A 25,648-nucleotide genomic window follows, 5' to 3' on the forward strand; every position below is an offset into this window, starting at 1 on the left:
TCATTGTTGTCCGTCACCAAAACACCCGTGTCCATGGTCTCAGTCGCACCTTACTCGTAGCGGCACCTTCCGCGCTCGGATCCGATTGGCATTCAACATTCACCTCGGACTATCCCCGCCGTCAAGGTCAGAAGAGCGGTAGGCAGCCGATCAACGCGGGCTTTGACCGTCGCGAGAGCCATGTCGCCCGCAAAATGTCCCACATTCACCGGAGCCGAAATTCCGATGAGACAAATCGAGAAAGAAAGATGGAAAACAACGGCCGAAGACAAAATAGTAGGCCCTTGGAGTCTCTAAAGGAAGGCTCATCTTCGTCCTACGGCCTGACTGCACGGATATGCAGGAAGATCGGCGCGACGCGGGTGTCGGCCACCACCGGTTCGGCCGCGGCCACCTCCTCTGAGGCCATCGGCTCGCCAAAGGCCTCGATGACAAGCCCGGCGCCGACGATCATCGATACCCAGGTTGACAGCGTGCGGTGGAAGCGGGGGATCGAAAATGGCGTCAGCCTCGCCCGCTCCTCGGCCGGAATGTCAGAAAACAGCCAGCGCTCTATGCGTCCCTCGGTCTCGTCGAAGTAATCGGCCACCTGAACGGCCACCGCCTCGCCCCGTTCGTCGCGGATATTCCTGCGTGTCGGCGGCACGAAACAGGGATGCAGGATCGAAAACTGCAGGAATCCGCCGGGTTTGAGCACCCGCGCCACCTCCTTCAGCACACCCTGCTGGTCGGCCATGTCCATCATCGACATGAAGGCGGTGACGAAATCGAAACTTGCATCCGGAAAACCGATCGTCTGGCCGTCGCCGAGCACATAATCGATACCGAGTGGATCCTGCTCCTCGGTCTCGCGACCGTAACGCAGAAAGGTCGGCGCAATGTCGAGGCCGGTCATCCTTGCGCCGAGCCTTGCGACGGCGCGGGTGTTCGTCCCCTCCCCGCAGCCGAGATCGAGCCCCTTCAGGCCTGCGACCGGCGGCAGCATTTCCAGAAAGGCCGGCGTGTTTAGCGCATCCCGGTACTTGTCGTGGCCTGCCCGCGAATAGATCGTCCAGGTCTCGGCATTGCCTTCCCAGTGGGCAGCGACAGTTTTCGCGTCCATGCTCGTGCTCCTCGCGCTGATGAAATGGGCGGCGAGCTATATCCGCGGTCGATGACAATGAAAAGACGAAAACACCTTCCGAAGGCAAAACCTCCGGAAGGTGCTGGTCGAAACGGCTCGGCGGGCCTAAAAACCCGGACGGCGGCTGCGGTGGAATCTGGAGACCTCTTCGCGGAAGCCTATATCGCGAAGAAGATGCTCGTCAAACAGGAAGCGGTTGCGGAGTTTTGCCCGGGCGTGCTCACCATCGGTGGCATCCGTGTCATAGGGCGGATTCAGCCAGCGGCCGGAAACACCGAAGATTGCCGCCATTAAACCTCTCCTCAACATCGGCGCCCCTCCCCTTCAGGCCGCCGCGGCCGGAAGGCAGGCGTCGCATATCGCCTGGAGATGCCGGTGATCCGTGCCGCAGCAGCCTCCGAGCACCCGCATTCCCGGATAATTCTTCCGAAGCGTCCGGTAGCGGGCACCGAGGTCAAGCGGATCGCCGATGTCGAGTTCCGGCGCTTCATCGAGCTCCTGATGGCTTTTCACCGACGCGTTGGCGCGGATGCCGGCGATCCGCTTCACCCAGGCTTCACCGCGGGAAAGCGCATCTTCGAAATGGCTCGGATGGGCGCAGTTGACCATGTAATAGGCCGCATATCCGTCAGTTGCCGCGTCCGTCTCCTCGATCGCCGCCTGCAGCGTCTTGCCGTTGACGAGCCTGCCGTCCGTCTCCACGGTGAAGGAGACGACACAGGGCATTCCGACGCGTTTCGCGGCGCGGGTGATACCGACCGCCTCGCCGATATTGTTCATCGTAATCGCCGAGATCATGTCCGCCTGGCTTGCGGCAAAGGCCTCCGCCTGGAAGGCGTGATAGTCCTCGGCCGCCAGCGGGTCCATGTTGCCGTCCCTGTAGCCATCGCCGCGCGGACCGATGACACCGTTCAGGACGACCGGGGCGCCCGGCTTTTCCCAGGCCTTGCGCAGTTCCGCGATGAAGTCGACCGAGCGGATGTTGATCTCTCGGAGCGTCTCGATATCGTAGCCGAGCTGCGGTCCCCAGTCGGCATTCGCCCGCCAGGTGGGCGTATCGAGGATGAAGCCGAGGCCTCGCTCGCGGGCGATCGCAAGATAAGTCTCATAGTATTCCGTCAGTTCCTCACGGCCCTTTCTGTCATCCAGAAGTGGAAAGGCGGCGAATGCCGGAAGATCGATGCCGCGATGAAAGACAAGTGTCGTTTCAAGACCGCCATCGGTAAGGAAATCGCCGCTTTTTAGCTGCGGCAGGTTATGGCGATATTTGGCCATTGTCCGCCTCCTGTGGTAAAAGAAGATCATGGGCGGCCGAATATTGCTCCTGGCCTCCCGGGTAATGGCCGATTTTTCGCAGAAGAACGGGCATCTGCTCTAGTGAGCGCGTGGTACAGCCGCGCGATATTTCGGAAATGCCAAGCGATATCGGGAGGTTAGCATGTCTCCGAGAGAAGAGATGCTTGAGGAACCCGTTTCAGGACGGGGAGAAACTGTACCGGTGGTCAAGTTTTCTGAACCACGGGACACCCGCAAGGGAGCTGCGACCCGTGACCGCATCATGGAGATCGCCCAGGCCGCGGTCCTTGCCAAAGGTTTTGCCGCGACTTCGATCGAGGAAGTCATTGCCGAAGCCGGTATCACCAAGAGCGGTTTCTTCTACCATTTCCGGGACAAGAACGAGCTCGCGCGCGAAATGCTGCGCCGCTACGTGGCCGAAAACGACCGGATTTTCGACGAGATTTTCGGCCGCGCGCGGGAACTCAACGACGACCCGCTGCAAGCTTTCCTGCTGGGACTAAAGCTGCTCAGCGAACTGGCGCGCGACCTGCCGGGCGGGCATCCGGGCTGCCTCATCGCCTCGATCTGCTATCAGGAACGGCTCTTCGATCGCGACATCCATGAAACGAACGCCAATTCGGTCAAGGCCTGGAACGCCCGTTTCCTCGGCTATATCGAAGAGATCGTCGCCGTTTATCCACCACGCGATCCGGTCAACCTCGAAGACGTGGCGAACATGCTCTCCTGCATCTTTGACGGCTCGATCATCATGTCGAAGGCGCTCAAGGATCCGGCGCAAATGGAGCGGCAGATTCTGGCCTACCGCTCCTACATCAAGCTGCTGTTTTCGAACTAGCCGGGCCGCCTATTGCAGGGTGCGGTAGGCCGCCTGCGTGCCGGCCGGAACCTCCGGGGCGGCCGCGATCTCGCCGCCGTCGAGGCCGGTCGCCACGACCGAGACGCGGAACTTGCCGTCGAGATTGCGGTCGAAGATCGCGCCGACGACGATATCGGCATCATCCATGACCTCGTCGCGGATGCGGCTTGCCGCCTCGTCCACCTCGAACAGCGTCATGTCGGAGCCGCCGGAGATCGAGATCAGCACGCCTCTGGCGCCCTTCATGGAAATCTCGTCGAGCAGCGGATTGGCGATCGCCGCCTCCGCGGCGGTCAGCGCCCGCTGGTCGCCGGAAGCTTCGCCGGTGCCCATCATCGCCCGTCCCATGCCCTTCATCACCGATTTCACGTCGGCGAAATCGAGGTTGATCAAACCTTCCTTGACGATCAGGTCGGTAATGCAGCCGACACCGGAAAACAGAACCCGGTCAGCGGTCATGAAGGCGTCGGCGAACGTGGTTTTTGCGTCGGCGATGCGGAAGAGGTTCTGGTTCGGAATGACGATCACGGTATCGGCCGCCCGGCGCAGCTCCTCGATGCCGGTTTCGGCCGTCTTCATGCGGCGGTTGCCCTCGAAGGTGAAGGGCTTCGTCACCACGCCGACCGTCAGGATGCCGGCGTTGCGGGCAGCCTGGGCGATGATCGGCGCAGCACCCGTTCCCGTGCCACCGCCCATGCCTGCGGTCACGAAGCACATGTGCGAGCCGGAAAGATGGTCCATGATCTCGTCGATCGATTCCTCTGCCGCCGCGCGGCCGATCTCCGGCAGCGAACCGGCACCGAGGCCTTCCGTCACATGCGCTCCGAGCTGGATGCGGCGCGAGGCCTTCGATGTCGCGAGCACCTGCGCATCCGTATTGGCGGCGATGAAATCGACGCCTTCCAGGTTTTCGGCAATCATGTTGTTGATGGCGTTGCCGCCGCCGCCGCCAACGCCGATCACGGTGATCTTCGGCCGCATTTCGGTAATCTGGTGTCTATTGCCGTCCGTCATCGCAATCTCCTTGGCATCGGCTGTGCCGGCGGGGTCGCCCCATCGGCCCCCGAATCAGTTTGTATTTTAGCTGCGCAAGAAGGCAGAGGCTTGGCGAAAGAACAAGCTCCGCGCGGGTGTGGATCGGCAGGCGAGATTTTCCACAAGTAGCGAGGAACTTTTTTCGGGCACCACAATTGTAAAGAATCGATCAAAAAAGAGAGAGGAGCACTGCGTCCCATGCCCACGTCTGCCGCATCCACGTCCGTCGCATCGCCGGATGACCACATCCTCACGGCGCAGGAGGCACTCGAGCCGCTTTTCCTGGCGCTTGAAGAAGAAGCTGAAGTCAAGATGGTTGCCGCTGCGCTGCGTGCCGGATGGTCCGCCGAGGCCGCGGTCGCCGCCATCGACGAGCTGCGCCGTGCGGAGCTCGTGCCAGGCAACCGTGCCCGCCATTGATTCATCACAAAAACTCGTTCGCCTCATAGCGCCGGATGGCCTAAGTCTACCGCATTGCACAAAGCGCAGACGAGGAAGGTCATGACGATCAGGAATATTTGCATCTACGGCGCGGGCGCGCTTGGTGGAGCGTTTGCTGCAAGGATCGCAAGCGGGCTCGGTGAAGAGGTGAACGTGTCCGTCGTGGCACGCGGCGCGCATCTGGCGGCCATCCGTGAAAAGGGTTTGACCGTTGCGAAGGGCGGCAGCGACGCCCCACCGCTTCATGTGCGGGTCGCCGCCACCAGCGATCCTTCGGAGCTGCCCAAGCAGGACCTCGTCATTACCGGTCTCAAGGGCCATCAGCTTGCCGAAGCGGCGGAAGGCCTTGCCGGCCTGACCAAGGACGGCACGCGCGTGATCATGATTCTCAACGGCATTCCGTGGTGGTATTTTCACCGGGACGAGGAAAGCGGTCATGCGGAACGCCAGCTTCCCGAGCTCGATCCGGACGGCGAGCTCTGGCGGCTCGTCGGGCCGGAGCGGGTGCTCGGCTGTGTCGCCTATCAGGGCGCAGAAGTGATCGCGCCCGGCACCGTCCGGCTCAACGGCGACGGCCGCTTCTTCCTCGGAGAGCCCTCCGGCGATCTTTCCAGGGACCTCGTGACGATTGCCGACCTCCTCGGCCGCGCAGGCCTCACCATCATCCCGACCCAGCGCATCCGCGATGCGATCTGGACGAAGCTGATGGGCAATGCCGCCTACAACCCGATCAGCGCGCTCACCCGCGGCCTTATGAACTCCATCATGGAAAATCCGCCGCTGGTCGAACAGATCGGCAAGGTCATGGCGGAAACCAAGGCAGTCGGCGAAGCTCTCGGCGCGGTCTTCAGCAGTGGCGTTCAGGAGGAATTGGGGCGGTCGGGAGGGTTCGGCCCGGTCCGGACTTCAATGCTTCAGGACCTCATCGCCGGCAAGCCGCTGGAAATCGTGCCTCTCACCGGCATGGTGGTCGCGCTCGGTAAGCTCGCAGGCGTTCCAACTCCGACCTGCGAGACCGTGCTGGCGCTCACCGTCCAGCTCGATCGCGAAAACCTCAAAAAATGAATCAACCTCCTCTAATTTAGGATAAGGAAATTGGTGTAAGCATTTGAAGAATAACCAATGCCGATTTCCAACCGGCATTGGTTCCGATGAGGATCTTCACTTTTTCACCTGTTCCGCCCAGTTCGGCGCATTGCTCTTGCCATCCAGGAAGGGCAGCACGGTCGGAACCATAACCGGAGATGCGAAGGCCTCGTAGTGGGTGAGATCGGGCAGTATCGCCAGCCGGTTCTTCGACATGTTCTCGCGCATCCAGCCGGCGTCCTTCAACCCGCCGCCAAGTTTCTGGTAGAACTCGACGATATGTTCGGGACGGATCATGTCGCTGTCGCCATAGACCAGCATGACCGGCATGGTCAGCTTGGCAACCGCTTCCGAAAAGTCGTAGTCGCGACGCATCAGGTCACCCATGGCGTCGAGCAGCCGCGGGAACTCCGAAACGTCCGGCGCCACGGCCTTGTAGGAGAGGAACATCGGCGTGTTCTTCATCATCTCGGCCATTGCGGCGCTGACAGATTCCTGCTGCGGGATCATTTCCGGAAAGAAACCGTTTTTGGCGAAGGGAGCCGAAGCGATGACGAGCCGCCGCACCTTCTCCGGCGCCTGTGCCGCCATTTGCAGAGCGACACCACCGCCCATGGAATAGCCCAGCACATCGACCCGGCTGTAGCCGAGTTCTGAGACAATCTTGCCCATATCGGCGCCGATCGCTTCCAGCGTGATCGGCCGCTTGCCCAGAGGCGTGCGGCCATGACCCTGAAGGTCGACGCCGATCACCTGCCGGTGTTCGGTGAGCGCCGGCATGATCGGCGCAAACATGTCGATCGAGCCAAGACCGCCATGCAGCAGCAGCAGCGGTTCTCCCTCGCCACGGACCTCGTAATAGTAGCTGATGCCGCCTGCCTCGATATGTCCTTTCTTCGATGGCTCAACGACAATGGCCTGGGGCGCGGCAGGCTTGGATTCCTGCGCTATGGCAATAGCGGGAATCATCGATGCAGCAGCGACAGCGATAAGGGTCGCAAACATTCTGATTGGCATGACTTCCTCCTCAAAGGATCGGTTCGTGATGCCCCAAGGACGGTGAACCGGGAGTAAGGCCGACAAAGCCATCCAAAAATTCTTTTCACGAAAGAAAAATCCCGCCGCGAGAGACGGCGGGATATCAAGTCAGGAGGTCAAATATTATTATTGCTCGGCGGCTGCAGGGGACGAAAGCCGCCTGATTGAACTCCGGCACAGCACCTCTTTCGTGCCAGCGCAGAATTCGAAGTTCACAGGAACTAACCCTCAGGTAACCGTAAGGTTCCACCATTCGTTAACGACGTACCGCTAGCATTAATGAACTTCGATGCAGGCATGAATGAGGCAGGGATGGCCGCCCCGAATTTCCGCTTTACCCACTACGATCTGAAACCGCAGCGCGCGGGCACGACGATCGAGGTGACGCTGAGTGCGGTCAACAACGTGCGCCTGATGACGGCCACCAATTTCCAGCGCTTCACCGAACGGCTCGATTTCAAATATGTCGGCGGCGTCGCCAAGCGGTCACCGATCCGGCTGGTCATTCCGGAAAACGGCCATTGGCATCTGATCGTCGATATGGAAGGCCATAACGGACTTGCGGAATCCTCCGTCAAGCTGATTGCCGCCCCCGCCAATGCACTGAGCCAGAAGCAGGCATCGTGAGCGTTCCAAGCCGCGGCCGTGCGCGCACCCCTATTCCGCGTTCCGCTCCTTTCGCAGCTTGACCCACCAGTCGAGCCGCTTCCTGATCTCACGCTCGAAACCGCGTTCCGGCGGATCATAGAAGGTCTTCCGCCCCATCTTTTCGGGGAAATAATCCTGACCGGAGAAGGCGTCCGGCTCGTCATGGTCATAGCGATAGCCTTCGCCGTAGCCCTCGCCCTTCATCAACTTGGTCGGTGCGTTGAGAATGTGCTTCGGCGGCAGAAGCGAGCCGTTTTCCTTGGCGGCCCGTGTCGCTGCCTTGAAAGCGGTGTAAACCGCATTCGATTTCGGCGCGGTCGCCAGATAGACGCAGGCCTCGGCGAATGCCAGCTCACCCTCGGGTGATCCGAGATAATCGTAAGCATCCTTGGCGGCGTTGGCGATGACGAGCGCCTGCGGATCGGCAAGCCCGATATCCTCCACCGCCATGCGCACCAGCCGCCGGCCGAGATAAAGAGGATCCTCCCCGGCATCGAACATGCGCGCAAGGTAATACAGCGCCGCATCCGGATCGGAACCGCGCACCGACTTGTGCAGCGCGGAGATGAGATTGTAATGGCCGTCCTGCGCCTTGTCGTACACCGGCGCGCGGCGTTGGACGATCTCCGTGAGACCTGCCGTATCGAAGATTTCCCCTTCCCTCGCCGCACGCCAGACTTCTTCGGCAAGCGTCAGCACGGCGCGTCCGTCGCCATCCGCCATGCGGATCAAGCTCGCGCGTGCATCGCCATCAAGCGGCAGCGGCTTGCCCTCGGCATGCTCGGCACGCTTCAACAGCTCTTCCAGGCTCTCCTCGTCATGCGAGCGGAAGGTGAGCACCCGGGCGCGGGACAGAAGTGCGGCATTGAGTTCGAAGCTCGGATTTTCGGTCGTCGCACCGACCAGGATGACCGTCCCGTCCTCCATGACCGGCAGAAAGCTGTCCTGCTGGGCGCGGTTGAAGCGGTGGATCTCATCGACGAAAAGCAGCGTCTGGCGGCCGTCCATGCGGCGCATGCGAGCTGCCTCGAAGACCTTCTTCAGGTCCGCGACGCCGGAAAAGATCGCCGAGATCTGCTCGAAGGCAAGCCCCGCTTCGCCCGACAGGAGCCGCGCCACCGTGGTCTTGCCGGTGCCGGGCGGTCCCCAGAAGATCATCGATCCGAGCGAACCGGAAGCGATCATGCGCCGCAGAACGCCGTCCTCGCCGGTCAGATGCGGCTGGCCGGTGACGTCGGCGAGCGTCTTCGGGCGCAGCCGATCGGCGAGCGGCCGCCGGTTGGCGACCTCTTCCGGAACCTTTGGCGCGAAGAGATCACTGCTCATCGAAAAAATTGCCTTATACGCTGTCCGTCGCGTTCAATCTCGACCCGCCAGAAACCCGGATCATCATCCAGCATGGTTTCCAGTGCCTTCGTCGTCGTGACGGTCGTGCCGTTCAGAGAGATGACAATATCCCTCGGCGCAAAGCCGTAGCGGGCGGCCGGAGAGCCGCGCATCACATCCGTCACCACCACGCCCGCCTTTTCCGCCGGGATATGCAGTTCCGTTGCAAGCCTCGGCGAAAGATTGGCAACTCTCAGGCCGGCAAACGGATTGCGACCTTCGAGCAGCCGCTCATCCCTGGGGATCGTCTCCGGCGCCGTGTTGAGCGCAAGATCGATCTGCCGTTCGCCGTCGCTCGTCTGGACCGTCAGGGCGGCCTGCTTGCCGAGACCCGCAGTCGTCAGGCGGTAACCGAGCGCATCCGGGTGCTCGACCTGGACGCCGTTGACCGCCGTCACCACTTCCCCCGGCTTCAGCCCAGCCCTGTCGGCAGGCCCGCCTTCGACCACCCGGACGACCAGCGCGCCACGGGCAGCCTTGAGGCCCAGGGCCTCGGCAACGTCGGAGGTCACCGCATCGAACGTCGCCCCGACATACGGCCGTTCGAATGTCGTCCTGCCTTCGGCAGCCGCAGCCAGGAATACCTTTACCAGGTTCGCCGGAATGGCAAAACCAACACCGTTCGAACCGCCGCCGCGTGAGAAGATCGCGGTATTGATGCCGATCAGCTCGCCATTCATATTCATCAGCGCACCGCCGGAATTGCCAGGGTTGATCGATGCGTCGGTCTGGATGAAGAAACCGAAATCCCCGGTGGTTACCTGATTGCGGGCAAGTGCGGAGACGATGCCGCTTGTCACCGTCTGACCGACACCGAACGGGTTGCCGATCGCGAGCACCAGGTCGCCCACCTCGACCGCGTCGGAATCGCCGATGGTCAGGACCGGAAAATGCTCTTTCGCCTTGATCCGCAGCACCGCGAGGTCGACGCTTTCATCCTTCAAGACGACATCGCAGGGGAATTCGCGGCCGTCGGCCAACGCGATCTTGATGTCATCAGCGCCCTGGACGACATGATTGTTGGTGACCACCAATCCATCTTGCGAAAGGATGACGCCAGACCCCAGCGAAGACTGCTTTTCCGTGCGGTTCGGCATGCGCTGGCCGAAGAACTGCTCGAAGAAGGGATCACCCGCAAATGGATTGAGTCGCTGCACGACGCGCTCGGCATAGACATTCACGACCGCGCCCGCCGTCTGCTTGACCAGCGGCGCAAAGGAGAGCTGCATCTCCTGCCGGCTCTGCGGTACCGTCTTCTGCTCCTGGCCAAGGGCCGTGACGGGCATTACGAGAGTGAGGGCGAGAAGACCTGTCGACACGCGTTTCAGCACGCTCAGCATATGATTCCTCTTTGCTAAATCCGGAACGATTTGTAGCGCGGGACGCTAGAAAGGAAAGGTGGCGGAACCGCGGAAACTACGGCGAAAACCATCAGGATCACCGTGCTATATAGGTGCGATACGGGGAGTAAGCTATGGGATTTGTGGCAAAGGCGAAGGGCTGGGCGAAAAGCCTGAAGCGCGACATCGTGGCGCTGTGGCTTGCTGCCCGCGACGAGCGCGTTCCGCTCCGTGCCAAGCTCGTCGCGGGCGCGGTGGCAGCTTATGCGCTTTCGCCGATCGACCTCATCCCGGACTTCGTCCCAGTGCTCGGCTATCTCGACGACCTGCTGATCGTGCCAGTCGGCATCCTGCTGGCAATCCGGTTGGTTCCCGAAGAACTGATGGCGGAGTTCCGTGTGAAGGCGGCCCACCGGGTGGAGTGCCCCGTCAGTCGTGGCGGTCTCGCCTTCATCCTTGCCATCTGGCTGTTCTGCCTCATCTTGCTCCTTTGGAGCCTCCAAAGGCTGATCTGACCTGCCGGCTCCGCGCATCGAAATCGAGGATAAGCTGGCATGAAACATATCGTCACAACAGTCGCATTGAGCGGATTTCTGTTCGCAATGGCACTCCCGACGCTCCCCCGGAATGCTTCCGCCGCGAGTTTCGATTGCGATCGTCCGGACCTAGCCGCGGACGAAAAGGTCATCTGCGATACACGCGCGCTCAACGATGACGACGTGAAAATGGTGACCACTTTCGAGCTGCTTTCGGGCCTTCTTGCGATGGGATCGAGGGGCGCGATGCAGGACGAACAGGTGGAGTGGCTGAAAAGGCGCCATGCCTGCGGCGGGGATGCGGATTGCATCCGCGCTGCATATCAGGAGCGGTTAAAGCAGTTCGATGAGGTTTATAATAACCTTAACCGGCCGCTTTGAACAAAACCGTTACGGTGGGTTAAGCAGGCCGTCCTCTTCAAGAGCGCGTAATGCCTCCGACAGGGTCAATCCCTCATGGCGCTTCCACCACTGACCCGTATGCCTGTACCAATGCAGGTCAAAGCGATCTGGCCCCATACGATCGAGCCTCGCGAAAGGCGCGTCGAACTCTTCGCCCTTGTTGTGCTGCATGCCCGAGCGATAGCGCTGCACGAACCGGTAGCGGCCGCCCGACCAGCGGCCGGCAATGTCGACGACATAGTTCCATTGCGTCGGCCTGATCTCCGGCAGGAAACGCGGCTTCAAAAAAGTGTCGATAAAGTCTTCACATGCCGCGTCGATCCGCCGCTTTTCGGCGGCTTCGGGCTTTACGGGTCGGTCGGGACTTCGCACCCATATGCCTTTTCTACCCGCCATGATATCTCCCAACCAACAGTGCTCGCGAGTCCAGCGCATGAAACTGCAGCAACATCATATAAGCACTCTCTTCGATCAGCGGTATATCGATCGCGGCAAGGCCTATTTCGAGGAGGGCCTGGTCGAGATCATCTCGTTCCAGGCAGACAAGGTCACCTCGCGCTGCGCCGGAACGAGACTGTACAGGGTCGAGCTCGTCATGAAGGACAGCCAGTTGACCGGCCAATGTACCTGCCCCGCCTTTTCCGACTTCGGCCCCTGCAAGCATATGGCTGCGACCGCATTCGCGGCGACGGTCCATACCCGGGATACCTATCGCCCGAGCGCCGTTTATATCGCGCGCCGGGACAAGTTCGAGGCCCTAAAGCGACAGCTTCGACGCATGACCAAGGCTGAACTGATCGACATCATTGCCCAACATCTCGGTGATGACGAGGAACTGACGAATTCCATTCTCGCTTCCGAAGAGGAACGGGAGTAATCGCCGCCGCGTCTATTCCGGCAAAATCCTCACCGCGCCCTTGTCGGCACTGGCGGCGAAGGCTGCGTAGGCCTTCAGGGCTGTCGTGACGTTGCGCTTGCGGGGCTTTTCCGGCTTCCAGCCGAGCTTGTCCTGCTCAGCGCGACGCTCAGCCAGTTCGGCATCGGAGACCTTCAGGTTGATCGTGCGGTTCGGGATGTCGATCTCGATCGTATCGCCCTGGCGCACCAGGCCGATTGCGCCGCCCTGGGCCGCTTCCGGCGAGGCATGGCCGATCGACAGGCCCGACGTGCCGCCGGAGAAGCGGCCATCGGTGATGAGCGCGCAGGCCTTGCCGAGGCCCTTCGATTTCAGATAGCTGGTCGGATAGAGCATTTCTTGCATGCCCGGCCCGCCTTTCGGACCCTCGTAGCGGATGACGACGACATCGCCGGCCTTGACCTCATTGTTGAGGATGCCCTTCACGGCGGCGTCCTGGCTTTCGAAGACGACGGCGGGGCCGGAAAACTTCAGGATGGATTCGTCAACGCCGGCAGTCTTCACGATGCAGCCGTCGAGCGCGATATTGCCGTAGAGCACGGCAAGACCGCCATCCTTGGAGAATGGGTGGTCGACCGAGCGAATGATGCCCTTCTCGCCGTCGATGTCGAGTTCGTCCCAACGCGACGACTGGCTGAAGGCGACCTGGGTCGGCACGCCGCCGGGCGCCGCCTTGAAGAATTCGCGCACGGTCTCGGAATTGGTCCGGGTGATGTCCCAGCGGTCGATGGCATCGCCAAGCGTCGCCTCGTGCACCGTGTAGCAATCGCGGTTGATCAGGCCGCCGCGATCGAACTCGCCGAGAATGCGCATGATGCCGCCGGCGCGGTGGACGTCCTCCATGTGCACGTCGCTCTTGGCCGGCGCGACCTTGGAGAGGCACGGGACCCTGCGCGACAGGCGATCGATATCGTCCATGGTGAAATCGACGCCGCCCTCATAGGCCGCCGCCAGGATGTGCAGCACGGTATTGGTGGAGCCGCCCATGGCAATATCGAGCGCCATGGCGTTTTCGAAAGCCTGCTTGGTGGCGATCGAACGCGGCAGGACGCTTTCGTCCTCCTGCTCGTAATAGCGGCGGGCGAGATCGACGATCAGGTGGCCGGCCTCGACAAACAGCCGCCTGCGGTCGGCATGGGTGGCGAGCGTCGACCCGTTGCCGGGCAGCGACAGGCCGAGCGCTTCCGTCAGACAGTTCATCGAATTGGCGGTAAACATGCCCGAGCACGAGCCGCAGGTCGGACAAGCGGAGCGCTCGATGACCTTGACGTCCTCGTCGGAAACCTGATCGTCGGCGGCCGCGACCATGGCGTCAACCAGGTCGAGTGCAACCTTCTTTCCGTGCAGGACGACCTTGCCGGCCTCCATCGGGCCACCGGAGACGAAGACGGCCGGAATGTTGAGCCGCATCGCCGCATTCAGCATGCCGGGAGTGATCTTGTCGCAATTGGAGATGCAGACCATGGCATCGGCGCAATGGGCATTGACCATATACTCGACGCTATCGGCGATGATCTCGCGCGAGGGCAGCGAATAGAGCATGCCGTCATGGCCCATGGCAATGCCGTCGTCGACCGCGATCGTGTTGAACTCCTTGGCGACGCCGCCGGCCGCTTCGATCTCGCGGGCGACAAGCTGGCCGAGATCCTTCAGATGCACGTGGCCGGGCACGAACTGCGTAAACGAATTGACGACGGCGATGATCGGCTTTCCGAAATCACCGTCCTTCATGCCGGTGGCACGCCACAGCCCGCGTGCGCCGGCCATGTTGCGGCCATGGGTCGTGGTTCTGGAGCGATAAGCAGGCATGGTGTCGTCCTCGATGTCCTTCGGGCCTGCAACAGTCTACCGCTTTCTCGGAGGCCGCGCAAAAAGCCCTTGTTTTGCGGCCTTCCTACCGCAAACGGCAGAGGGTGTCACTATCACGACAGGTCAAAGCGGTACGGTTGAACAGCTATCGCTCACGCAACTCGTCCGGATGAACACCAAAATGGTCAAGGATGATCTGCAGGTTCCGCCGGTGAGATTTGAAGAACAGGTCGAAGACGTCGCCTGCCAACGGGACGCTGCCGAGAACGGAGTCGACGGCGATATTGCCAAGCATCGGCACCAGCTTTGCCGACGGCAGACCGAGCCGGCGGGCTTCATTGACGATGTAAAGGCCGACCAGAGCACCGCCCGCATCGCCTATGACCGGAATCAGGCCGAAAACCGAATCTGCGCCGAACCGGATGCCGGTGCCCGGAATTCGCACCGCCGTATCCATCAGCCGCGCGATCGCCGCAAGACGGCGCAGGCGCCGCAACGCCTCAACCTTCTCGATCGGATCTGCAAAACGTTTATCCATCCATTCATTCCATATTCCTGCCGCATCCCCACGCCTGCGGCAGGGTTAAGCATTCCAGCCACGAAGAAATGTGTAGAGGGAAGTAGAGTTCCCCCTGCCGATTTATTCCATCAAGAGGACACACGATTTTTCACGCAAACGTGGCTTGCGGTAATCTTTGCGCCGCTGTGAAACCTTTTCGATCGGCATTACGTATAAAGAGGAGAGGCACATCTTGCCTCAGAGGAGATTTCGCCATGGCCGCCTATCGTCCGCTGCATATTCCCACGTCCGAAATCACACCGCGGGAGATCTATATGTCGCGCCGCAGCTTCCTGGGGACGGCGGCCGCGGGACTGATGCTCGCCGGCTCCGGCAACGCACTGGCAGCGCCGCTCACGGCCTCGCCCAGCGCCTTCAAGGTGGACGAGCCTCTGACGCCGAAGGAGGCGGTGACCACCTACAACAATTTCTACGAATTCGGCGTCAACAAGGAAGATCCGTCGCAAAATGCCGGAGCCTTCAAGCCGACACCGTGGTCAGTCAAGGTCGAGGGCATGGTCGGCAAGCCGAAAGAGTTCGGCCTTGACGAACTCATGAAGATGCAGCTTGAGGAGCGTACCTACCGGCTGCGCTGCGTCGAAGGCTGGTCCATGGTGATACCGTGGATCGGCTTTCCGCTCTCGGCCCTTTTGGATCAGGTCGAGCCGCTCGGCAGCGCCAAATACGTGGCCTTCGAAACGGTCGTGCGACCGGAGGAAATGCCGGGGCAAAGCGGCTTTTTCCAGCCGCTTTCCTGGCCCTATATCGAAGGGCTTCGCCTCGACGAGGCCCGGCATCCGCTGACCATTCTTGCCGTCGGTCTCTACGGGGAAACGCTGCCGAACCAGAACGGCGCACCGATCCGTCTCGTCGTTCCGTGGAAGTACGGCTTCAAGAGCATCAAGTCGATCGTGAAGATCTCGCTCGTAGAAAAACAGCCCGAAACCACGTGGAAGAATGCCAATGCCCGCGAATACGGCTTCTATTCCAACGTCAATCCCGCGGTCGATCACCCGCGCTGGAGCCAGGCGACGGAACAGCGGATCGGCGAAGGCGGCTTCTTCGGTGCGGCCAGGCGCCCCACATTGCCCTTCAACGGCTACGCGGACCAGGTGGCCAGCCTCTATTCCGGCATGGACCTGAAGGCGAATTATTGACCATGGTCGGTATTCCCACCCTGCCCCGCCGCTACCATTCAGCCAGCATCTGGGCGCTCTATGGGATCGGCCTGTGCCCGGCTGTCTGGTATTTCTATCTGGCCGCGACCGGCGGGCTCGGGTTCAACCCGGTCAAGGAGTTCGAGCATCTTCTCGGCATCTGGGCGCTTCGCTTCATCATCGCGACGCTTGCCATTACCCCGTTGCGCGATCTGCTGGGCGTCAACTGGATCCGCTATCGCCGAGCGCTTGGGCTTCTCGCCTTCTATTACGTGCTGATGCACTTTACGGTCTATGCGCTGCTCGACCTCAGACTCGATCTCGGCGCGGTCGGAGGCGACATCGCCAAGCGGCCCTATATCACGATCGGCTTTGCCTGCCTGCTGCTGCTCATCCCCCTCGCGGTCACCTCCAACAACTGGTCGATCCGCAAGCTGCAGCAGGGATGGAACAGGCTCCACAAGCTCATCTATCTGATCGCCGCCGGCGGCGCATTCCACTATGTCCTTGCGGTCAAATCGGTCACCTTCGTACCGTTCATCCATGTGGCATTGATTGCGCTGCTCATTGCCTATCGCCCGCTACGCCGGCCGATCCTCAGCTGGAAACGCGGCAAACCTAAAATGGCGCAAGCAACACGCTGAAATCGGGCAAGATATGGAAAGACCGGGCACAAGGCCCGGTCTTCGTTGGACCGCGGGAAATCGGTCCTTCTGCGCCCTTGGGGAGGAAGCGCAGGTAGCTTGAGCGGCCGAAGCCGCACAGGAAACGACGTCAGCAGACCGCATTCCCTGAAAATCGTCGTTGATCCAAATCAAACAGTCCGGACCTTGCCGGGAGGCAAACGCAAAAAAGCCGGGCTCTTCCACCCGGCTTTCCGATCCGACGGCGCGGATGATCTTCAAGCGGCTTCGGCAGCTTCCGCTTCGGCGGCAACGCGAGCCTTGTCGGCTGCGCCCTTCGCGTCGACATCACGCTCGACGAACTCGATGACCGCCATGGCGGCGTTGTCACCCTGGCGGAAGCCAGCCTTCATGATACGCAGGTAGCCGCCATTGCGGTTGGCGTAACGCGAAGCGATCGAGTCGAACAGCTTGCGAACGGCATCCTGGTCCTGGATCTGCGAGATCGCCTGGCGACGAGCATGCAGGTCACCGCGCTTGCCGAGGGTGACGAGCTTCTCGACGATCGGACGGATTTCCTTCGCCTTCGGGAGCGTGGTTACGATCTGCTCATGGGTGATGAGCGAAGCAGCCATATTGGCAAACATTGCCTTGCGATGGCTTGCGGTGCGGTTGAGCTTGCGGCCGGCTTTTCCGTGGCGCATGTCTGGTCTCCTTCACTTGCAGGCATTCGCCTGCAGTCTGATTAGTTAGTATTGGTCTTCGTAGCGCTTGGCGAGGTCTTCGATATTTTCCGGCGGCCAGGCGGGAACTTCCATACCCAGATGGAGGCCCATGGATGCCAGAACTTCCTTGATCTCGTTCAGCGACTTGCGACCGAAATTCGGAGTGCGCAGCATTTCCGCCTCGGTCTTCTGGATAAGGTCGCCGATATAGACGATGTTGTCGTTCTTCAGGCAGTTGGCCGAACGGACGGAAAGTTCCAGTTCGTCCACCTTCTTGAGGAGCGCCGGGTTGAACGCCAGTTCGGTGACCGATTCCTCTTCGGTTTCCTTCTGCGGCTCGTCGAAGTTGACGAAAACGCCGAGCTGATCCTGAAGGATACGCGCTGCGAATGCGACCGCATCCTCGCCGGAAATGGAACCGTCGGTCTCGATCGTCATCGTCAGCTTGTCGTAATCGAGAACCTGTCCTTCACGGGTGTTCTCCACCTTGTAGGACACTTTCTTGACCGGCGAATACAGGCTGTCGACCGGAATCAGGCCGATCGGCGCGTCTTCTGCACGGTTACGCTCGGCAGGCACATAGCCCTTGCCGTTGTTGACCGTGAATTCCATGCGGATCTCCGCACCCTCATCGAGCGTGCAGATCACGTGGTCGGGGTTCAGGATCTCGATGTCGCCAACCGTCTGGATGTCGCCAGCGGTGACCGAACCCGGACCCTGCTTGCGCACGACCATGCGCTTGGCATCGTCGCCATCCATCTTGATGGCGATTTCCTTGATGTTGAGCACGATATCCGTCACATCTTCCCGAACACCGGGGATGGAGGAGAACTCGTGCAGCACGCCGTCGATCTGCACGGCGGTGACGGCTGCACCCCGCAAAGACGACAGAAGCACGCGGCGAAGCGCGTTGCCGAGCGTCAGGCCAAAGCCGCGCTCAAGCGGTTCGGCAACCAGGGTTGCCTTGGTACGGCCGGAAGAGGTGAATTCCACCTTGTTCGGCTTGATCAGTTCCTGCCAGTTCTTCTGGATCATGTTCAAATACCTTCCGTTCGTTACCACCATCCAATCGTGGTAACCGAGCATGAGGAGCGCCGAGCGGATCATCCATTCCCATCGGGGACTGATGGCCATCGGCGATACGGGTAAAGCCGCCGAACCCCCATGGGAGGATCAGGCGGCCATGCCCGAGTTCACGACAGAGGCCGCCTTGCGGCAGCCTCCTGAATTCCGACGATCAGACGCGGCGCTTCTTGCGCGGGCGGCAACCATTGTGCGGGATCGGGGTCACGTCGCGGATCGAGGTGATCATGAAGCCGGCAGCCTGCAGCGCGCGCAGAGCCGATTCACGGCCGGAACCCGGACCGCAAACTTCGACTTCCAGCGACTTCATGCCGTGCTCCTGCGCCTTCTTGGCGCAGTCTTCAGCAGCGATCTGAGCGGCGAACGGGGTCGACTTGCGCGAACCCTTGAAACCCTTCGCACCGGCCGACGACCAGGCAATCGCATTGCCCTGCGCGTCGGTGATGGTGATCATCGTGTTATTGAAGGTAGAATTGACGTGGGCAACGCCCGACGTAATATTCTTGCGCTCGCGACGGCGAACGCGGGTGGCTTCCTTGGCCATATTGTCCCTTTCGTTGATCTCTGCACCGCCGTAATTCCAGCGGCTCCACCTTGGAGTGGGCGACCCCAGCAGCGAGCAGAGCTACCCCTACTCAACCGCCATCACCCACCCAAAATTACTTCTTCTTACCGGCGATCGCCTTGGCCGGACCCTTGCGGGTGCGGGCATTGGTATGCGTGCGCTGACCGCGGACCGGCAGGCCGCGACGATGACGCAGACCGCGGTAGCAGCCGAGGTCCATCAGGCGCTTGATGTTCATCGCGGTTTCGCGACGAAGATCACCCTCGACCTGATAGTCACGGTCGATGGTTTCGCGGATCTGAAGGATCTCGGAGTCCGTCAGCTGATGGACGCGCTTGTCAGCCGGGAGACCGACCTTGTCCATGATCTCCTGAGCGAATTTCGAGCCGATCCCGTGAATGTAGGTCAGCGCGATGACAACGCGCTTCGCAGTCGGGATGTTGACGCCAGCGATACGTGCCACGCCTATTCTCCTTGGTTCCAGTTGCCATCCGGCAAGTGGTACTTTCTTCCATGAAAGCGGCTCACCAGCCGCCAGTTCAAACGTCATCCGGAACAGGTCAAAACGACCGGTCCCGGATGTCCTTTCGGGAAATCCGCGCCGATCGCTTAAAGCTGTCGCGAGTTGGCGCGGTGTTTAGCGGAATCGGCGCTGAAATGCAACCGCTCCGCCCAAGATTCTTTAACAGATCGATGACGGTCTGCTTTTGCGCATGTCTTTGTCCCAAAACCGGTTCCCGCTTTTGGGAGACATGCGCTAGAGCGCCGCCAGGATTTCTTCGATATCGGCAGTGACCTTGTCCATCTCTGCCATTCCGTCCACCACCTTGAGCTTGCCCTTGGCGTAGTAATAGCCGATCAGCGGCGAGGTTTCCTTGTAGTAGACCTCGAGGCGCTTGGTCATGGTCTCGGCATTGTCGTCCGGACGGCGCTTGAAATGCGTCGATCCGCACTTGTCACAGACGCCTTCCTTGGCCGGCTTCTTGTCCGTGTCGTGATAGACCGTCCCGCACTGGGCACAGGAATAGCGGCCCGAGACACGCCGGATGAGTTCCTGGTCGTCGACACGAAGTTCAACGACGACCGAGAGATCCAGCCCCTTGGCCGCCAGCATCTGCTCGGTCGCATCCGCCTGAACCAGGGTGCGCGGAAAACCGTCAAGGATAAATCCGTTCGCGGCATCCGGCTGGTCGATACGCTCGGAAACGATCGCGTTGACGATTTCGTCGGAGACGAGGTTGCCGGCATCCATGACGGCCTTGGCGCGCTTGCCGACTTCCGTCTGGGCGGCCACCGCCGCGCGCAACATGTCTCCGGTGGAGAGCTGCGGTATGCCGTGCTTCTCCACGATCCGCTGGGCCTGGGTCCCCTTGCCCGCACCCGGCGGCCCCAAAAGAATCAATCTCATCGTCCCCTCTTTCCTCCGCGCAATTTCGACTTCTTGATCAGGCCCTCATACTGCTGTGCGATGAGGTGTCCCTGAATCTGTGCAACCGTATCGAGGGTTACACTGACAACGATCAAAAGCGAAGTACCACCAAGGGCTAATGGAACGCCTGTACGAGCCACCAGGAATTCCGGCAGGATGCAGACGAAAACCAGGTAAATCGCGCCGATGACCGTGATGCGGGTCAGCACATAATCGATGTATTCGGCAGTCCGCTCACCCGGACGGATGCCCGGGATGAAGCCGCCATGCTTCTTCAGATTGTCGGCGGTGTCCTTCGGATTGAAGACGATCGCCGTGTAGAAGAAGGCGAAGAACGCGATCAGCAGGCCGTAAAACAGCATGAACAGCGGCTGGCCATGGCCGAGCGACGAGATGATCATGGTCGCCCAGTTCGGAAGCTCGCTCGTGCCGGCAAAGCCTGCGGCCGTCGCCGGCAGAAGCAGGAGCGACGAGGCAAAGATCGCAGGAATGACGCCGGAGGTGTTGAGCTTCAGCGGCAGGTGCGACGTATCGCCCTGGAACATGCGGTTGCCGACCTGACGCTTCGGATACTGGATCAGCAGCCGACGCTGTGCCCGCTCGACGAAGACGATCAGGGTAATGACTGCGATCGCCACGACGATGACGGTCAGGATCAGCGCCGTCGGAAGCGCACCGGTGCGGCCAAGTTCGAGCGTGCCGGCGAGCGCGGTCGGCAGACCGGCGGCGATGCCCGAGAAGATGATCAGCGAAATGCCGTTGCCGATGCCGCGCGACGTGATCTGCTCACCGAGCCACATCAGGAACATGGTGCCGCCAAGCAGCGTCACGACGGTGGACAGGCGGAAGAACCAGCCTGGCTCGGTCACGATCCCCTGCCCGCTTTCAAGACCGGCGGCAATGCCATAGGCCTGCAGCGCGCCGAGGATCACGGTGCCGTAGCGGGTGTACTGGTTGATGATCTTGCGGCCCTGCTCGCCTTCCTTCTTCAAGGCTTCCAGCGAAGGCACGACCGAGGTCATGAGCTGCACGATGATCGATGCGGAGATATAGGGCATGATGCCGAGCGCGAAGATCGCCATGCGCTCCACGGCGCCGCCCGAAAACATGTTAAAGAGGCCGAGGATGCCGCCAGATTGGCCGCGGAAGGCCTGCGCATAGGCTTCGGGGTTGAGGCCCGGAAGCGGAATATGGGTGCCGAGGCGATAAACGAGCAATGCTGCGAGGGTGAACCACAGCCGCTTCTTGAGGTCCTCCGCCTTGGCGAAGGTGGAAAAATTCAGATTGGAGGCAAGTTGTTCCGCTGCAGAAGCCATGCAATTCTCCGCCTGACCAATTCTCCGGCGGCGGGAAGAGTGCCGGACCCGGAAAGCAGTCTCTCAAATTCTGGTTCAAAAAACCGGGCGCGGAGATTGCGGGCGCAATCAGATGCCTCACCCTGTTTTCCGTGTGATCCCGGCCCAGCGACCGGCAGATCGCATCGGGATCGTGAGGCTCACATATGGAGATAAAATCGCCCGGTGTGAAGCTCAAACCGGGCGATTCTCAAACGATTTATTCCGCGGCAGCTTCGACTGCGGCGAGCAGCTTCACAGAACCGCCAGCCTTCTCGATCTTCTCGACGGCAGCCTTGGAAGCACCGGCGACTTCGATCGAAACCTTGGCCTTCAGTTCACCGTCCGCGAGGATGCGAACGCCATCCTTCGGGCGGCGGATGACGCCGGCAGCCTTGAGCGCTGCGGCATCGATCGTTGCCTTGGGATCAAGCTTCTTGGCATCGATCGCGGTCTGGATACGACCGAGCGAAACGGTGACGTATTCGGAAGCGAAGATGTTGGTGAAGCCGCGCTTCGGCAGGCGACGATAGATCGGCATCTGGCCGCCTTCGAAGCCCTTGATCGCAACGCCGGAACGGGCCTTCTGACCCTTCACGCCGCGGCCGCCGGTCTTGCCCTTGCCGGAGCCGATGCCGCGACCAACGCGGATACGCTCCTTGGAGGCGCCTTCGTTGTCCTTGATCTCATTCAGTTTCATGGTCAATTCCTCCGTCTCACTTCTCGTCGACAATGCGGACGAGATGCTGGACAGCCCGGATCATGCCACGAACGGAAGGCGTATCTTCCAGGGTGCGGGTCCGGTGCATCTTGTTGAGGCCGAGCCCGATCAGCGTCTTGCGCTGGACTTCCGGGCGGCGGATAGGCGAACCGATCTGCTCGATCGTGATCGTCTTGTTGGCGGCTTCTGCCTTCTTGGCCATAATCCGCTCTCCTTATTCTTCCGAGGTGACACCGGAAGAAGCACGGCGGGCCTGAAGCGTTGCATACTTGATGCCGCGCTGGGCTGCGATGTCCTTCGGGTGAACCTGGTGCTTCAGGGCGTCGAACGTGGCGCGAACCATGTTGTACGGGTTCGACGAACCGGTCGACTTGGCGACGACGTCATGAACGCCGAGGGTCTCGAAAACGGCGCGCATCGGACCGCCGGCGATGATACCGGTACCGGCCTTGGCCGCACGCAGCAGAACTTTGCCGGCGCCGTGACGACCATTGACGTCATGATGCAGCGTACGGCCGTCACGCAGCGGTACGAAGATGAGATCACGCTTCGCGCTTTCGGTCGCCTTGCGGATGGCTTCCGGCACTTCGCGCGCCTTGCCATGGCCGAAGCCGACGCGGCCCTTCTGGTCGCCGACGACGACGAGAGCTGCAAAACCGAAACGACGGCCGCCCTTGACGACCTTGGCGACGCGGTTGATCGCGACCAGCTTGTCGACGAATTCGCTATCGCGCTCTTCACGGCTCTGGCGATCGTCGCGCGAGCCTCTTCTTTCCTGTGCCATTGTCCTTTTCCTTTTTCTTTTCCGGGTGCAATCGGCAGATTACAATTTACGTCCACGCAATTCGGGACGGAAAGCCGCCTGGCGCCTTTCCTGGAATTGCCCTGGATCCGGAAGGATATTCCGGAGGTTGCGGCAAACCGCATTTCGCCCGGCCCCCCTTGTTCCGGGAGACCGGGCGAAAACTCTTAGAAGCTCAGACCGCCTTCGCGGGCAGCATCGGCAAGCGCCTTGATGCGACCGTGATAAATGAAGGCGCCGCGATCGAACACGACTTCCTTCACGCCGGCCTCGGAGGCGCGCGCGGCCACCAGCTTGCCGACAGCGGCGGCCGCCGCAACGTCAGCGCCGGTCTTCAAAGACGAGCGCAAACCCGCATCGAGCGTGGACGCGGCAGCAAGCGTGCGGCCGGCCACATCATCGATGACCTGAGCGTAGATGTTCTTCGACGAGCGATGAACCGACAGGCGCGGACGGCCGTTGGCGACCGCCTTGAGCTGGCGGCGCACGCGGCTCGCGCGCTTTGCAAGTGCTTCTTTCCTGCTAGCCATATCGCGTGATCCTTACTTCTTCTTGCCTTCCTTGCGGACGATCCGTTCCTCAGCGTACTTGACGCCTTTGCCCTTGTAGGGCTCCGGACCGCGGTATTCGCGGATTTCCGCGGCAACCTGACCGACCTGCTGCTTATTGATGCCCGAGACGACGATTTCCGTCGGCTTCGGCACGGCAATGGTAATGCCCTGCGGCGGCTCGTAGACAACGTCGTGGGAAAAGCCGAGCGCGAGCTGCAGGTTCTTGCCCTGCATCGACGCACGGTAACCAACGCCGTTGATTTCGAGCTTGCGCTCGTAGCCGTCCTTAACACCCTTGAAGATGTTCTCGATCATCGTGCGGGACATGCCCCACTTCGAACGAGCATCCTTGGTTTCGTTGACCGGGGTCACTGAAACCGCATTGTCTTCGAGCTTCAGCTTGATCTCGTCGTTCGCGACAAAGAACAGCTCGCCCTTCGGGCCCTTCGCAGTCACCTTCTGGCCATCAACAGAGGCCGTAACACCTGCAGGAACCTGAACGGGCTTTTTACCGATACGAGACATTTTTCAATCCTGTCTGTTCGTTATGGAGTTCCCCTGCTTAGGCCTTAGAAGACCGAGCAGAGAACCTCGCCACCAACGTTCTGTTCGCGAGCCTGGTGATCGGCCATCACGCCCTTCGGGGTCGAAAGGATGGTGATGCCGAGGCCGTTCGCGACCTGCGGAATGGACTTTACCGAGACATAGACCCGGCGGCCCGGCTTAGATACGCGGCCGATCTCACGGATCACCGACGCGCCTTCGTAATACTTCAGCTCGATTTCAAGCTCGGACTTGCCGTTGCCGTAATCGATTTCCGAATAACCGCGGATGTAACCTTCGGCCTGCAGGACGTCCAAAACGCGGGCGCGCAGCTTGGAAGCAGGCGTCGTCACGGTCGACTTGCGGCGGGAAGCGCCGTTGCGGATACGGGTGAGCATATCGCCCAAGGGATCAGTCATGGTCATCTAACGATCTCCTTACCAGCTCGACTTGACGATGCCCGGCACCTTGCCGAGGTTACCCAGCTCACGAAGCGCGATACGCGACATCTTGAGCTTGCGATAGAAAGCGCGCGGGCGACCGGTGACTTCGCAACGGTTGCGGATACGCGTCTTCGAGCCATCGCGCGGCAGTTCCGCCAGCTTCAGAGTGGCCTTGAACCGCTCTTCGATCGGCAGTTCCTGGTTCATGATGGTCGCCTTCAGGACAGCGCGCTTGGCGGCGTGCTGGGCAACGGTCTTGCGGCGGCGCTTGTTCTTTTCAACTGCGCTGGTTTTCGCCATATCGGAGTTCCTTTTTAACGCTCGTCGTTACGGTTACTGACGGAACGGGAAGTTGAACTCTTTCAGAAGAGCCCGCGCTTCGTCGTCGTTGGTCGCCGTCGTGCAAACGATGATGTCCATGCCCCACATCTGATCAACCTTGTCGTAGTTGATCTCCGGGAACACAATGTGTTCCTTGAGGCCCATGGCGAAGTTGCCACGGCCGTCAAAGCTCTTCGGGTTCAGGCCGCGGAAGTCGCGAACGCGCGGCAGCGCGATGTTGATCAGGCGGTCCATGAATTCGTACATGCGGGCGCCGCGCAGGGTGACCTTCGCGCCGATCGGCATGTTCTCGCGCACCTTGAAGCCTGCGATCGAATTGCGTGCCTTGGTGATGACCGGCTTCTGGCCGGCGATCGCCGCCAGGTCGGCAGCAGCCACCGTGGGCTTCTTCGAATCAGCGGTCGCCTCGCCCACACCCATGTTGATGACGATCTTGTCCAGCCTGGGGATCATCATGTCGTTCTTGTAGGAGAACTGTTCCTTCATCGCGGCACGGATGCGGGAAACGTATTCCTTCTTGAGCCGCGGCTCGTACTTTGCCTCAGCCATCGATCACATCTCCCGTACGCTTGGCCACACGCACCTTCTTGCCGTCGACGACCTGGAAACCGACGCGGGTCGGCTTGCCGTCCTTGGCGACGATCGCAATGTTCGACAGGTGAATGGATGCTTCCTTGTTGATGATGCCGGCTTCCTGCGTCTGGGTCTGGCGCTGGTGGCGCTTCACCATGTTGACGCCACGCACAACGGCACGATCTTCCTTCGGCAGGACCTGGACAACTTCGCCCGTGCGACCCTTGTCCTTGCCGGTCAATACGACGACGTTGTCGCCCTTCTTAATCTTCTGCATGTGTCC

The 25,648-nt window shown here is 60.8% G+C and carries 34 protein-coding genes; 9 read left to right on the forward strand and 25 right to left on the reverse strand.

All coding sequences use genetic code 11. From position 1 onward, the window contains the following. Positions 1-316 precede the first annotated feature (316 nt). From ABK249_RS32110 to ABK249_RS32120, 3 genes are all read right to left on the reverse strand, one after another. Positions 317-1,102 (reverse strand): class I SAM-dependent methyltransferase, encoded by a 786-nt coding sequence (locus ABK249_RS32110; RefSeq protein ID WP_348864828.1) that lies wholly within the window; start codon positions 1,100-1,102, stop codon positions 317-319. Between the two features lie 126 nt (positions 1,103-1,228). Next, positions 1,229-1,414 (reverse strand): hypothetical protein, encoded by a 186-nt coding sequence (locus ABK249_RS32115; RefSeq protein WP_037151193.1) that lies wholly within the window; start codon positions 1,412-1,414, stop codon positions 1,229-1,231. A 33-nt stretch (positions 1,415-1,447) separates the two neighbouring features. Next, the gene (locus tag ABK249_RS32120) at positions 1,448-2,398 is read right to left on the reverse strand and encodes a homocysteine S-methyltransferase family protein (RefSeq protein WP_037151191.1); all 951 of its coding nucleotides are present in this window, start codon (positions 2,396-2,398) and stop codon (positions 1,448-1,450) included. A 283-nt stretch (positions 2,399-2,681) separates the two neighbouring features. Between ABK249_RS32120 and ABK249_RS32125 the strand changes: the two genes are divergently transcribed. Further along, complete coding sequence (locus tag ABK249_RS32125) at positions 2,682-3,257, forward strand: TetR/AcrR family transcriptional regulator (protein WP_348864832.1); 576 nt, start codon at positions 2,682-2,684, stop codon at positions 3,255-3,257. A gap of 9 nt (positions 3,258-3,266) precedes the next feature. Here ABK249_RS32125 and ftsZ read toward each other — a convergent pair whose 3' ends face one another. Next, positions 3,267-4,292: a cell division protein FtsZ gene (ftsZ, locus tag ABK249_RS32130; protein WP_037151188.1), complete on the reverse strand. Its 1,026-nt coding sequence runs from the start codon at positions 4,290-4,292 to the stop codon at positions 3,267-3,269. A 219-nt stretch (positions 4,293-4,511) separates the two neighbouring features. On the opposite strand from ftsZ, the gene ABK249_RS32135 reads away from it, so the two are divergent. Both ABK249_RS32135 and ABK249_RS32140 read left to right on the forward strand, forming a co-directional pair. Next, on the forward strand, positions 4,512-4,733 hold the full coding sequence (locus tag ABK249_RS32135) for a hypothetical protein (RefSeq protein ID WP_037151184.1): 222 nt from the start codon (positions 4,512-4,514) through the stop codon (positions 4,731-4,733). Positions 4,734-4,814: 81 nt separating this feature from the next. After that, entirely contained in the window at positions 4,815-5,819 is a 1,005-nt protein-coding gene (locus tag ABK249_RS32140; protein WP_227702603.1) for a ketopantoate reductase family protein, read from the forward strand. Positions 5,820-5,915: 96 nt separating this feature from the next. On the opposite strand, the gene ABK249_RS32145 is transcribed toward ABK249_RS32140, so the two are convergent. Then, the gene (locus tag ABK249_RS32145) at positions 5,916-6,857 is read right to left on the reverse strand and encodes an alpha/beta fold hydrolase (RefSeq protein WP_037151179.1); all 942 of its coding nucleotides are present in this window, start codon (positions 6,855-6,857) and stop codon (positions 5,916-5,918) included. A 333-nt stretch (positions 6,858-7,190) separates the two neighbouring features. Between ABK249_RS32145 and ABK249_RS32150 the strand changes: the two genes are divergently transcribed. After that, on the forward strand, positions 7,191-7,505 hold the full coding sequence (locus ABK249_RS32150; protein WP_037151261.1) for a DUF1883 domain-containing protein: 315 nt from the start codon (positions 7,191-7,193) through the stop codon (positions 7,503-7,505). 30 nt (positions 7,506-7,535) lie between these two features. On the opposite strand, the gene ABK249_RS32155 is transcribed toward ABK249_RS32150, so the two are convergent. Both ABK249_RS32155 and ABK249_RS32160 read right to left on the reverse strand, forming a co-directional pair. Beyond that, on the reverse strand, positions 7,536-8,852 hold the full coding sequence (locus ABK249_RS32155) for a replication-associated recombination protein A (RefSeq protein WP_037151176.1): 1,317 nt from the start codon (positions 8,850-8,852) through the stop codon (positions 7,536-7,538). Then, positions 8,849-10,252 carry a DegQ family serine endoprotease gene (locus tag ABK249_RS32160; protein ID WP_227702602.1) on the reverse strand — a complete coding sequence of 468 codons (1,404 nt, stop codon included), beginning with the start codon at positions 10,250-10,252 and terminating at the stop codon, positions 8,849-8,851. Before ABK249_RS32160 ends, ABK249_RS32155 begins: the two co-directional genes overlap by 4 nt. A 134-nt stretch (positions 10,253-10,386) precedes the next feature. Between ABK249_RS32160 and ABK249_RS32165 the strand changes: the two genes are divergently transcribed. Continuing rightward, the gene (locus ABK249_RS32165; RefSeq protein ID WP_037151171.1) at positions 10,387-10,767 is read left to right on the forward strand and encodes a YkvA family protein; all 381 of its coding nucleotides are present in this window, start codon (positions 10,387-10,389) and stop codon (positions 10,765-10,767) included. 39 nt (positions 10,768-10,806) lie between these two features. Further along, complete coding sequence (locus ABK249_RS32170) at positions 10,807-11,169, forward strand: lysozyme inhibitor LprI family protein (RefSeq protein WP_407721001.1); 363 nt, start codon at positions 10,807-10,809, stop codon at positions 11,167-11,169. Between the two features lie 9 nt (positions 11,170-11,178). Here ABK249_RS32170 and ABK249_RS32175 read toward each other — a convergent pair whose 3' ends face one another. Next, positions 11,179-11,586, reverse strand: a complete 408-nt coding sequence (locus ABK249_RS32175) for a DUF3024 domain-containing protein (protein WP_227702601.1) — start codon at positions 11,584-11,586, stop codon at positions 11,179-11,181. Positions 11,587-11,623: 37 nt separating this feature from the next. Here ABK249_RS32175 and ABK249_RS32180 point away from each other — a divergent pair, with 37 nt between their 5' ends. Beyond that, the gene (locus tag ABK249_RS32180) at positions 11,624-12,067 is read left to right on the forward strand and encodes an SWIM zinc finger family protein (RefSeq protein ID WP_052182851.1); all 444 of its coding nucleotides are present in this window, start codon (positions 11,624-11,626) and stop codon (positions 12,065-12,067) included. Positions 12,068-12,079: 12 nt separating this feature from the next. On the opposite strand, the gene ilvD is transcribed toward ABK249_RS32180, so the two are convergent. Together ilvD and ABK249_RS32190 are read right to left on the reverse strand one after the other, a co-directional pair. Continuing rightward, positions 12,080-13,915 (reverse strand): dihydroxy-acid dehydratase, encoded by a 1,836-nt coding sequence (gene ilvD, locus ABK249_RS32185; RefSeq protein ID WP_348864830.1) that lies wholly within the window; start codon positions 13,913-13,915, stop codon positions 12,080-12,082. A 145-nt stretch (positions 13,916-14,060) separates the two neighbouring features. After that, positions 14,061-14,453, reverse strand: coding sequence for a DUF4112 domain-containing protein (locus ABK249_RS32190; protein WP_037151164.1), 393 nt, complete (start codon positions 14,451-14,453; stop codon positions 14,061-14,063). Between the two features lie 236 nt (positions 14,454-14,689). On the opposite strand from ABK249_RS32190, the gene msrP reads away from it, so the two are divergent. Next, entirely contained in the window at positions 14,690-15,631 is a 942-nt protein-coding gene (msrP, locus tag ABK249_RS32195; protein WP_037151162.1) for a protein-methionine-sulfoxide reductase catalytic subunit MsrP, read from the forward strand. 2 nt (positions 15,632-15,633) lie between these two features. After that, positions 15,634-16,275 (forward strand): protein-methionine-sulfoxide reductase heme-binding subunit MsrQ, encoded by a 642-nt coding sequence (gene msrQ, locus ABK249_RS32200; RefSeq protein ID WP_227702599.1) that lies wholly within the window; start codon positions 15,634-15,636, stop codon positions 16,273-16,275. A 257-nt stretch (positions 16,276-16,532) separates the two neighbouring features. Here msrQ and rplQ read toward each other — a convergent pair whose 3' ends face one another. From rplQ to rplX, 15 genes are all read right to left on the reverse strand, one after another. Further along, positions 16,533-16,958 (reverse strand): 50S ribosomal protein L17, encoded by a 426-nt coding sequence (gene rplQ, locus ABK249_RS32205; RefSeq protein ID WP_037151152.1) that lies wholly within the window; start codon positions 16,956-16,958, stop codon positions 16,533-16,535. A gap of 45 nt (positions 16,959-17,003) precedes the next feature. Further along, on the reverse strand, positions 17,004-18,014 hold the full coding sequence (locus tag ABK249_RS32210) for a DNA-directed RNA polymerase subunit alpha (protein WP_037151252.1): 1,011 nt from the start codon (positions 18,012-18,014) through the stop codon (positions 17,004-17,006). Between the two features lie 202 nt (positions 18,015-18,216). After that, positions 18,217-18,606, reverse strand: coding sequence for a 30S ribosomal protein S11 (rpsK, locus tag ABK249_RS32215; RefSeq protein ID WP_007766864.1), 390 nt, complete (start codon positions 18,604-18,606; stop codon positions 18,217-18,219). A 115-nt stretch (positions 18,607-18,721) separates the two neighbouring features. After that, positions 18,722-19,090 (reverse strand): 30S ribosomal protein S13, encoded by a 369-nt coding sequence (gene rpsM / locus ABK249_RS32220; protein WP_037151149.1) that lies wholly within the window; start codon positions 19,088-19,090, stop codon positions 18,722-18,724. A gap of 294 nt (positions 19,091-19,384) precedes the next feature. Continuing rightward, a complete protein-coding gene (locus ABK249_RS32225) occupies positions 19,385-20,035 on the reverse strand; it encodes an adenylate kinase (protein ID WP_037151146.1) in 651 nt (216 codons plus the stop codon). Further along, the gene (secY, locus tag ABK249_RS32230) at positions 20,032-21,372 is read right to left on the reverse strand and encodes a preprotein translocase subunit SecY (RefSeq protein ID WP_037151143.1); all 1,341 of its coding nucleotides are present in this window, start codon (positions 21,370-21,372) and stop codon (positions 20,032-20,034) included. Before secY ends, ABK249_RS32225 begins: the two co-directional genes overlap by 4 nt. Before the next feature lie 238 nt (positions 21,373-21,610). Further along, entirely contained in the window at positions 21,611-22,090 is a 480-nt protein-coding gene (rplO, locus tag ABK249_RS32235) for a 50S ribosomal protein L15 (RefSeq protein WP_037151140.1), read from the reverse strand. A gap of 16 nt (positions 22,091-22,106) precedes the next feature. Then, positions 22,107-22,313 (reverse strand): 50S ribosomal protein L30, encoded by a 207-nt coding sequence (rpmD, locus tag ABK249_RS32240; protein ID WP_037151137.1) that lies wholly within the window; start codon positions 22,311-22,313, stop codon positions 22,107-22,109. Positions 22,314-22,325: 12 nt separating this feature from the next. Next, positions 22,326-22,895: a 30S ribosomal protein S5 gene (gene rpsE / locus ABK249_RS32245; RefSeq protein ID WP_037151134.1), complete on the reverse strand. Its 570-nt coding sequence runs from the start codon at positions 22,893-22,895 to the stop codon at positions 22,326-22,328. A 185-nt stretch (positions 22,896-23,080) separates the two neighbouring features. After that, positions 23,081-23,443, reverse strand: a complete 363-nt coding sequence (gene rplR, locus ABK249_RS32250; protein ID WP_037151131.1) for a 50S ribosomal protein L18 — start codon at positions 23,441-23,443, stop codon at positions 23,081-23,083. 12 nt (positions 23,444-23,455) lie between these two features. Continuing rightward, on the reverse strand, positions 23,456-23,989 hold the full coding sequence (gene rplF / locus ABK249_RS32255; RefSeq protein ID WP_037151128.1) for a 50S ribosomal protein L6: 534 nt from the start codon (positions 23,987-23,989) through the stop codon (positions 23,456-23,458). Between the two features lie 44 nt (positions 23,990-24,033). Further along, positions 24,034-24,432 carry a 30S ribosomal protein S8 gene (gene rpsH, locus ABK249_RS32260; RefSeq protein ID WP_037151125.1) on the reverse strand — a complete coding sequence of 133 codons (399 nt, stop codon included), beginning with the start codon at positions 24,430-24,432 and terminating at the stop codon, positions 24,034-24,036. 12 nt (positions 24,433-24,444) lie between these two features. Next, positions 24,445-24,750 carry a 30S ribosomal protein S14 gene (rpsN, locus tag ABK249_RS32265; protein WP_037151122.1) on the reverse strand — a complete coding sequence of 102 codons (306 nt, stop codon included), beginning with the start codon at positions 24,748-24,750 and terminating at the stop codon, positions 24,445-24,447. A 33-nt stretch (positions 24,751-24,783) separates the two neighbouring features. After that, positions 24,784-25,341: a 50S ribosomal protein L5 gene (gene rplE, locus ABK249_RS32270; protein ID WP_037151110.1), complete on the reverse strand. Its 558-nt coding sequence runs from the start codon at positions 25,339-25,341 to the stop codon at positions 24,784-24,786. Beyond that, positions 25,334-25,642 carry a 50S ribosomal protein L24 gene (gene rplX / locus ABK249_RS32275; protein ID WP_037151108.1) on the reverse strand — a complete coding sequence of 103 codons (309 nt, stop codon included), beginning with the start codon at positions 25,640-25,642 and terminating at the stop codon, positions 25,334-25,336. Before rplX ends, rplE begins: the two co-directional genes overlap by 8 nt. Positions 25,643-25,648: the final 6 nt, after the last annotated feature.

It is taken from the genome of Neorhizobium phenanthreniclasticum, assembly GCF_040066075.1.
Lineage (GTDB): Bacteria > Pseudomonadota > Alphaproteobacteria > Rhizobiales > Rhizobiaceae > Neorhizobium > Neorhizobium petrolearium.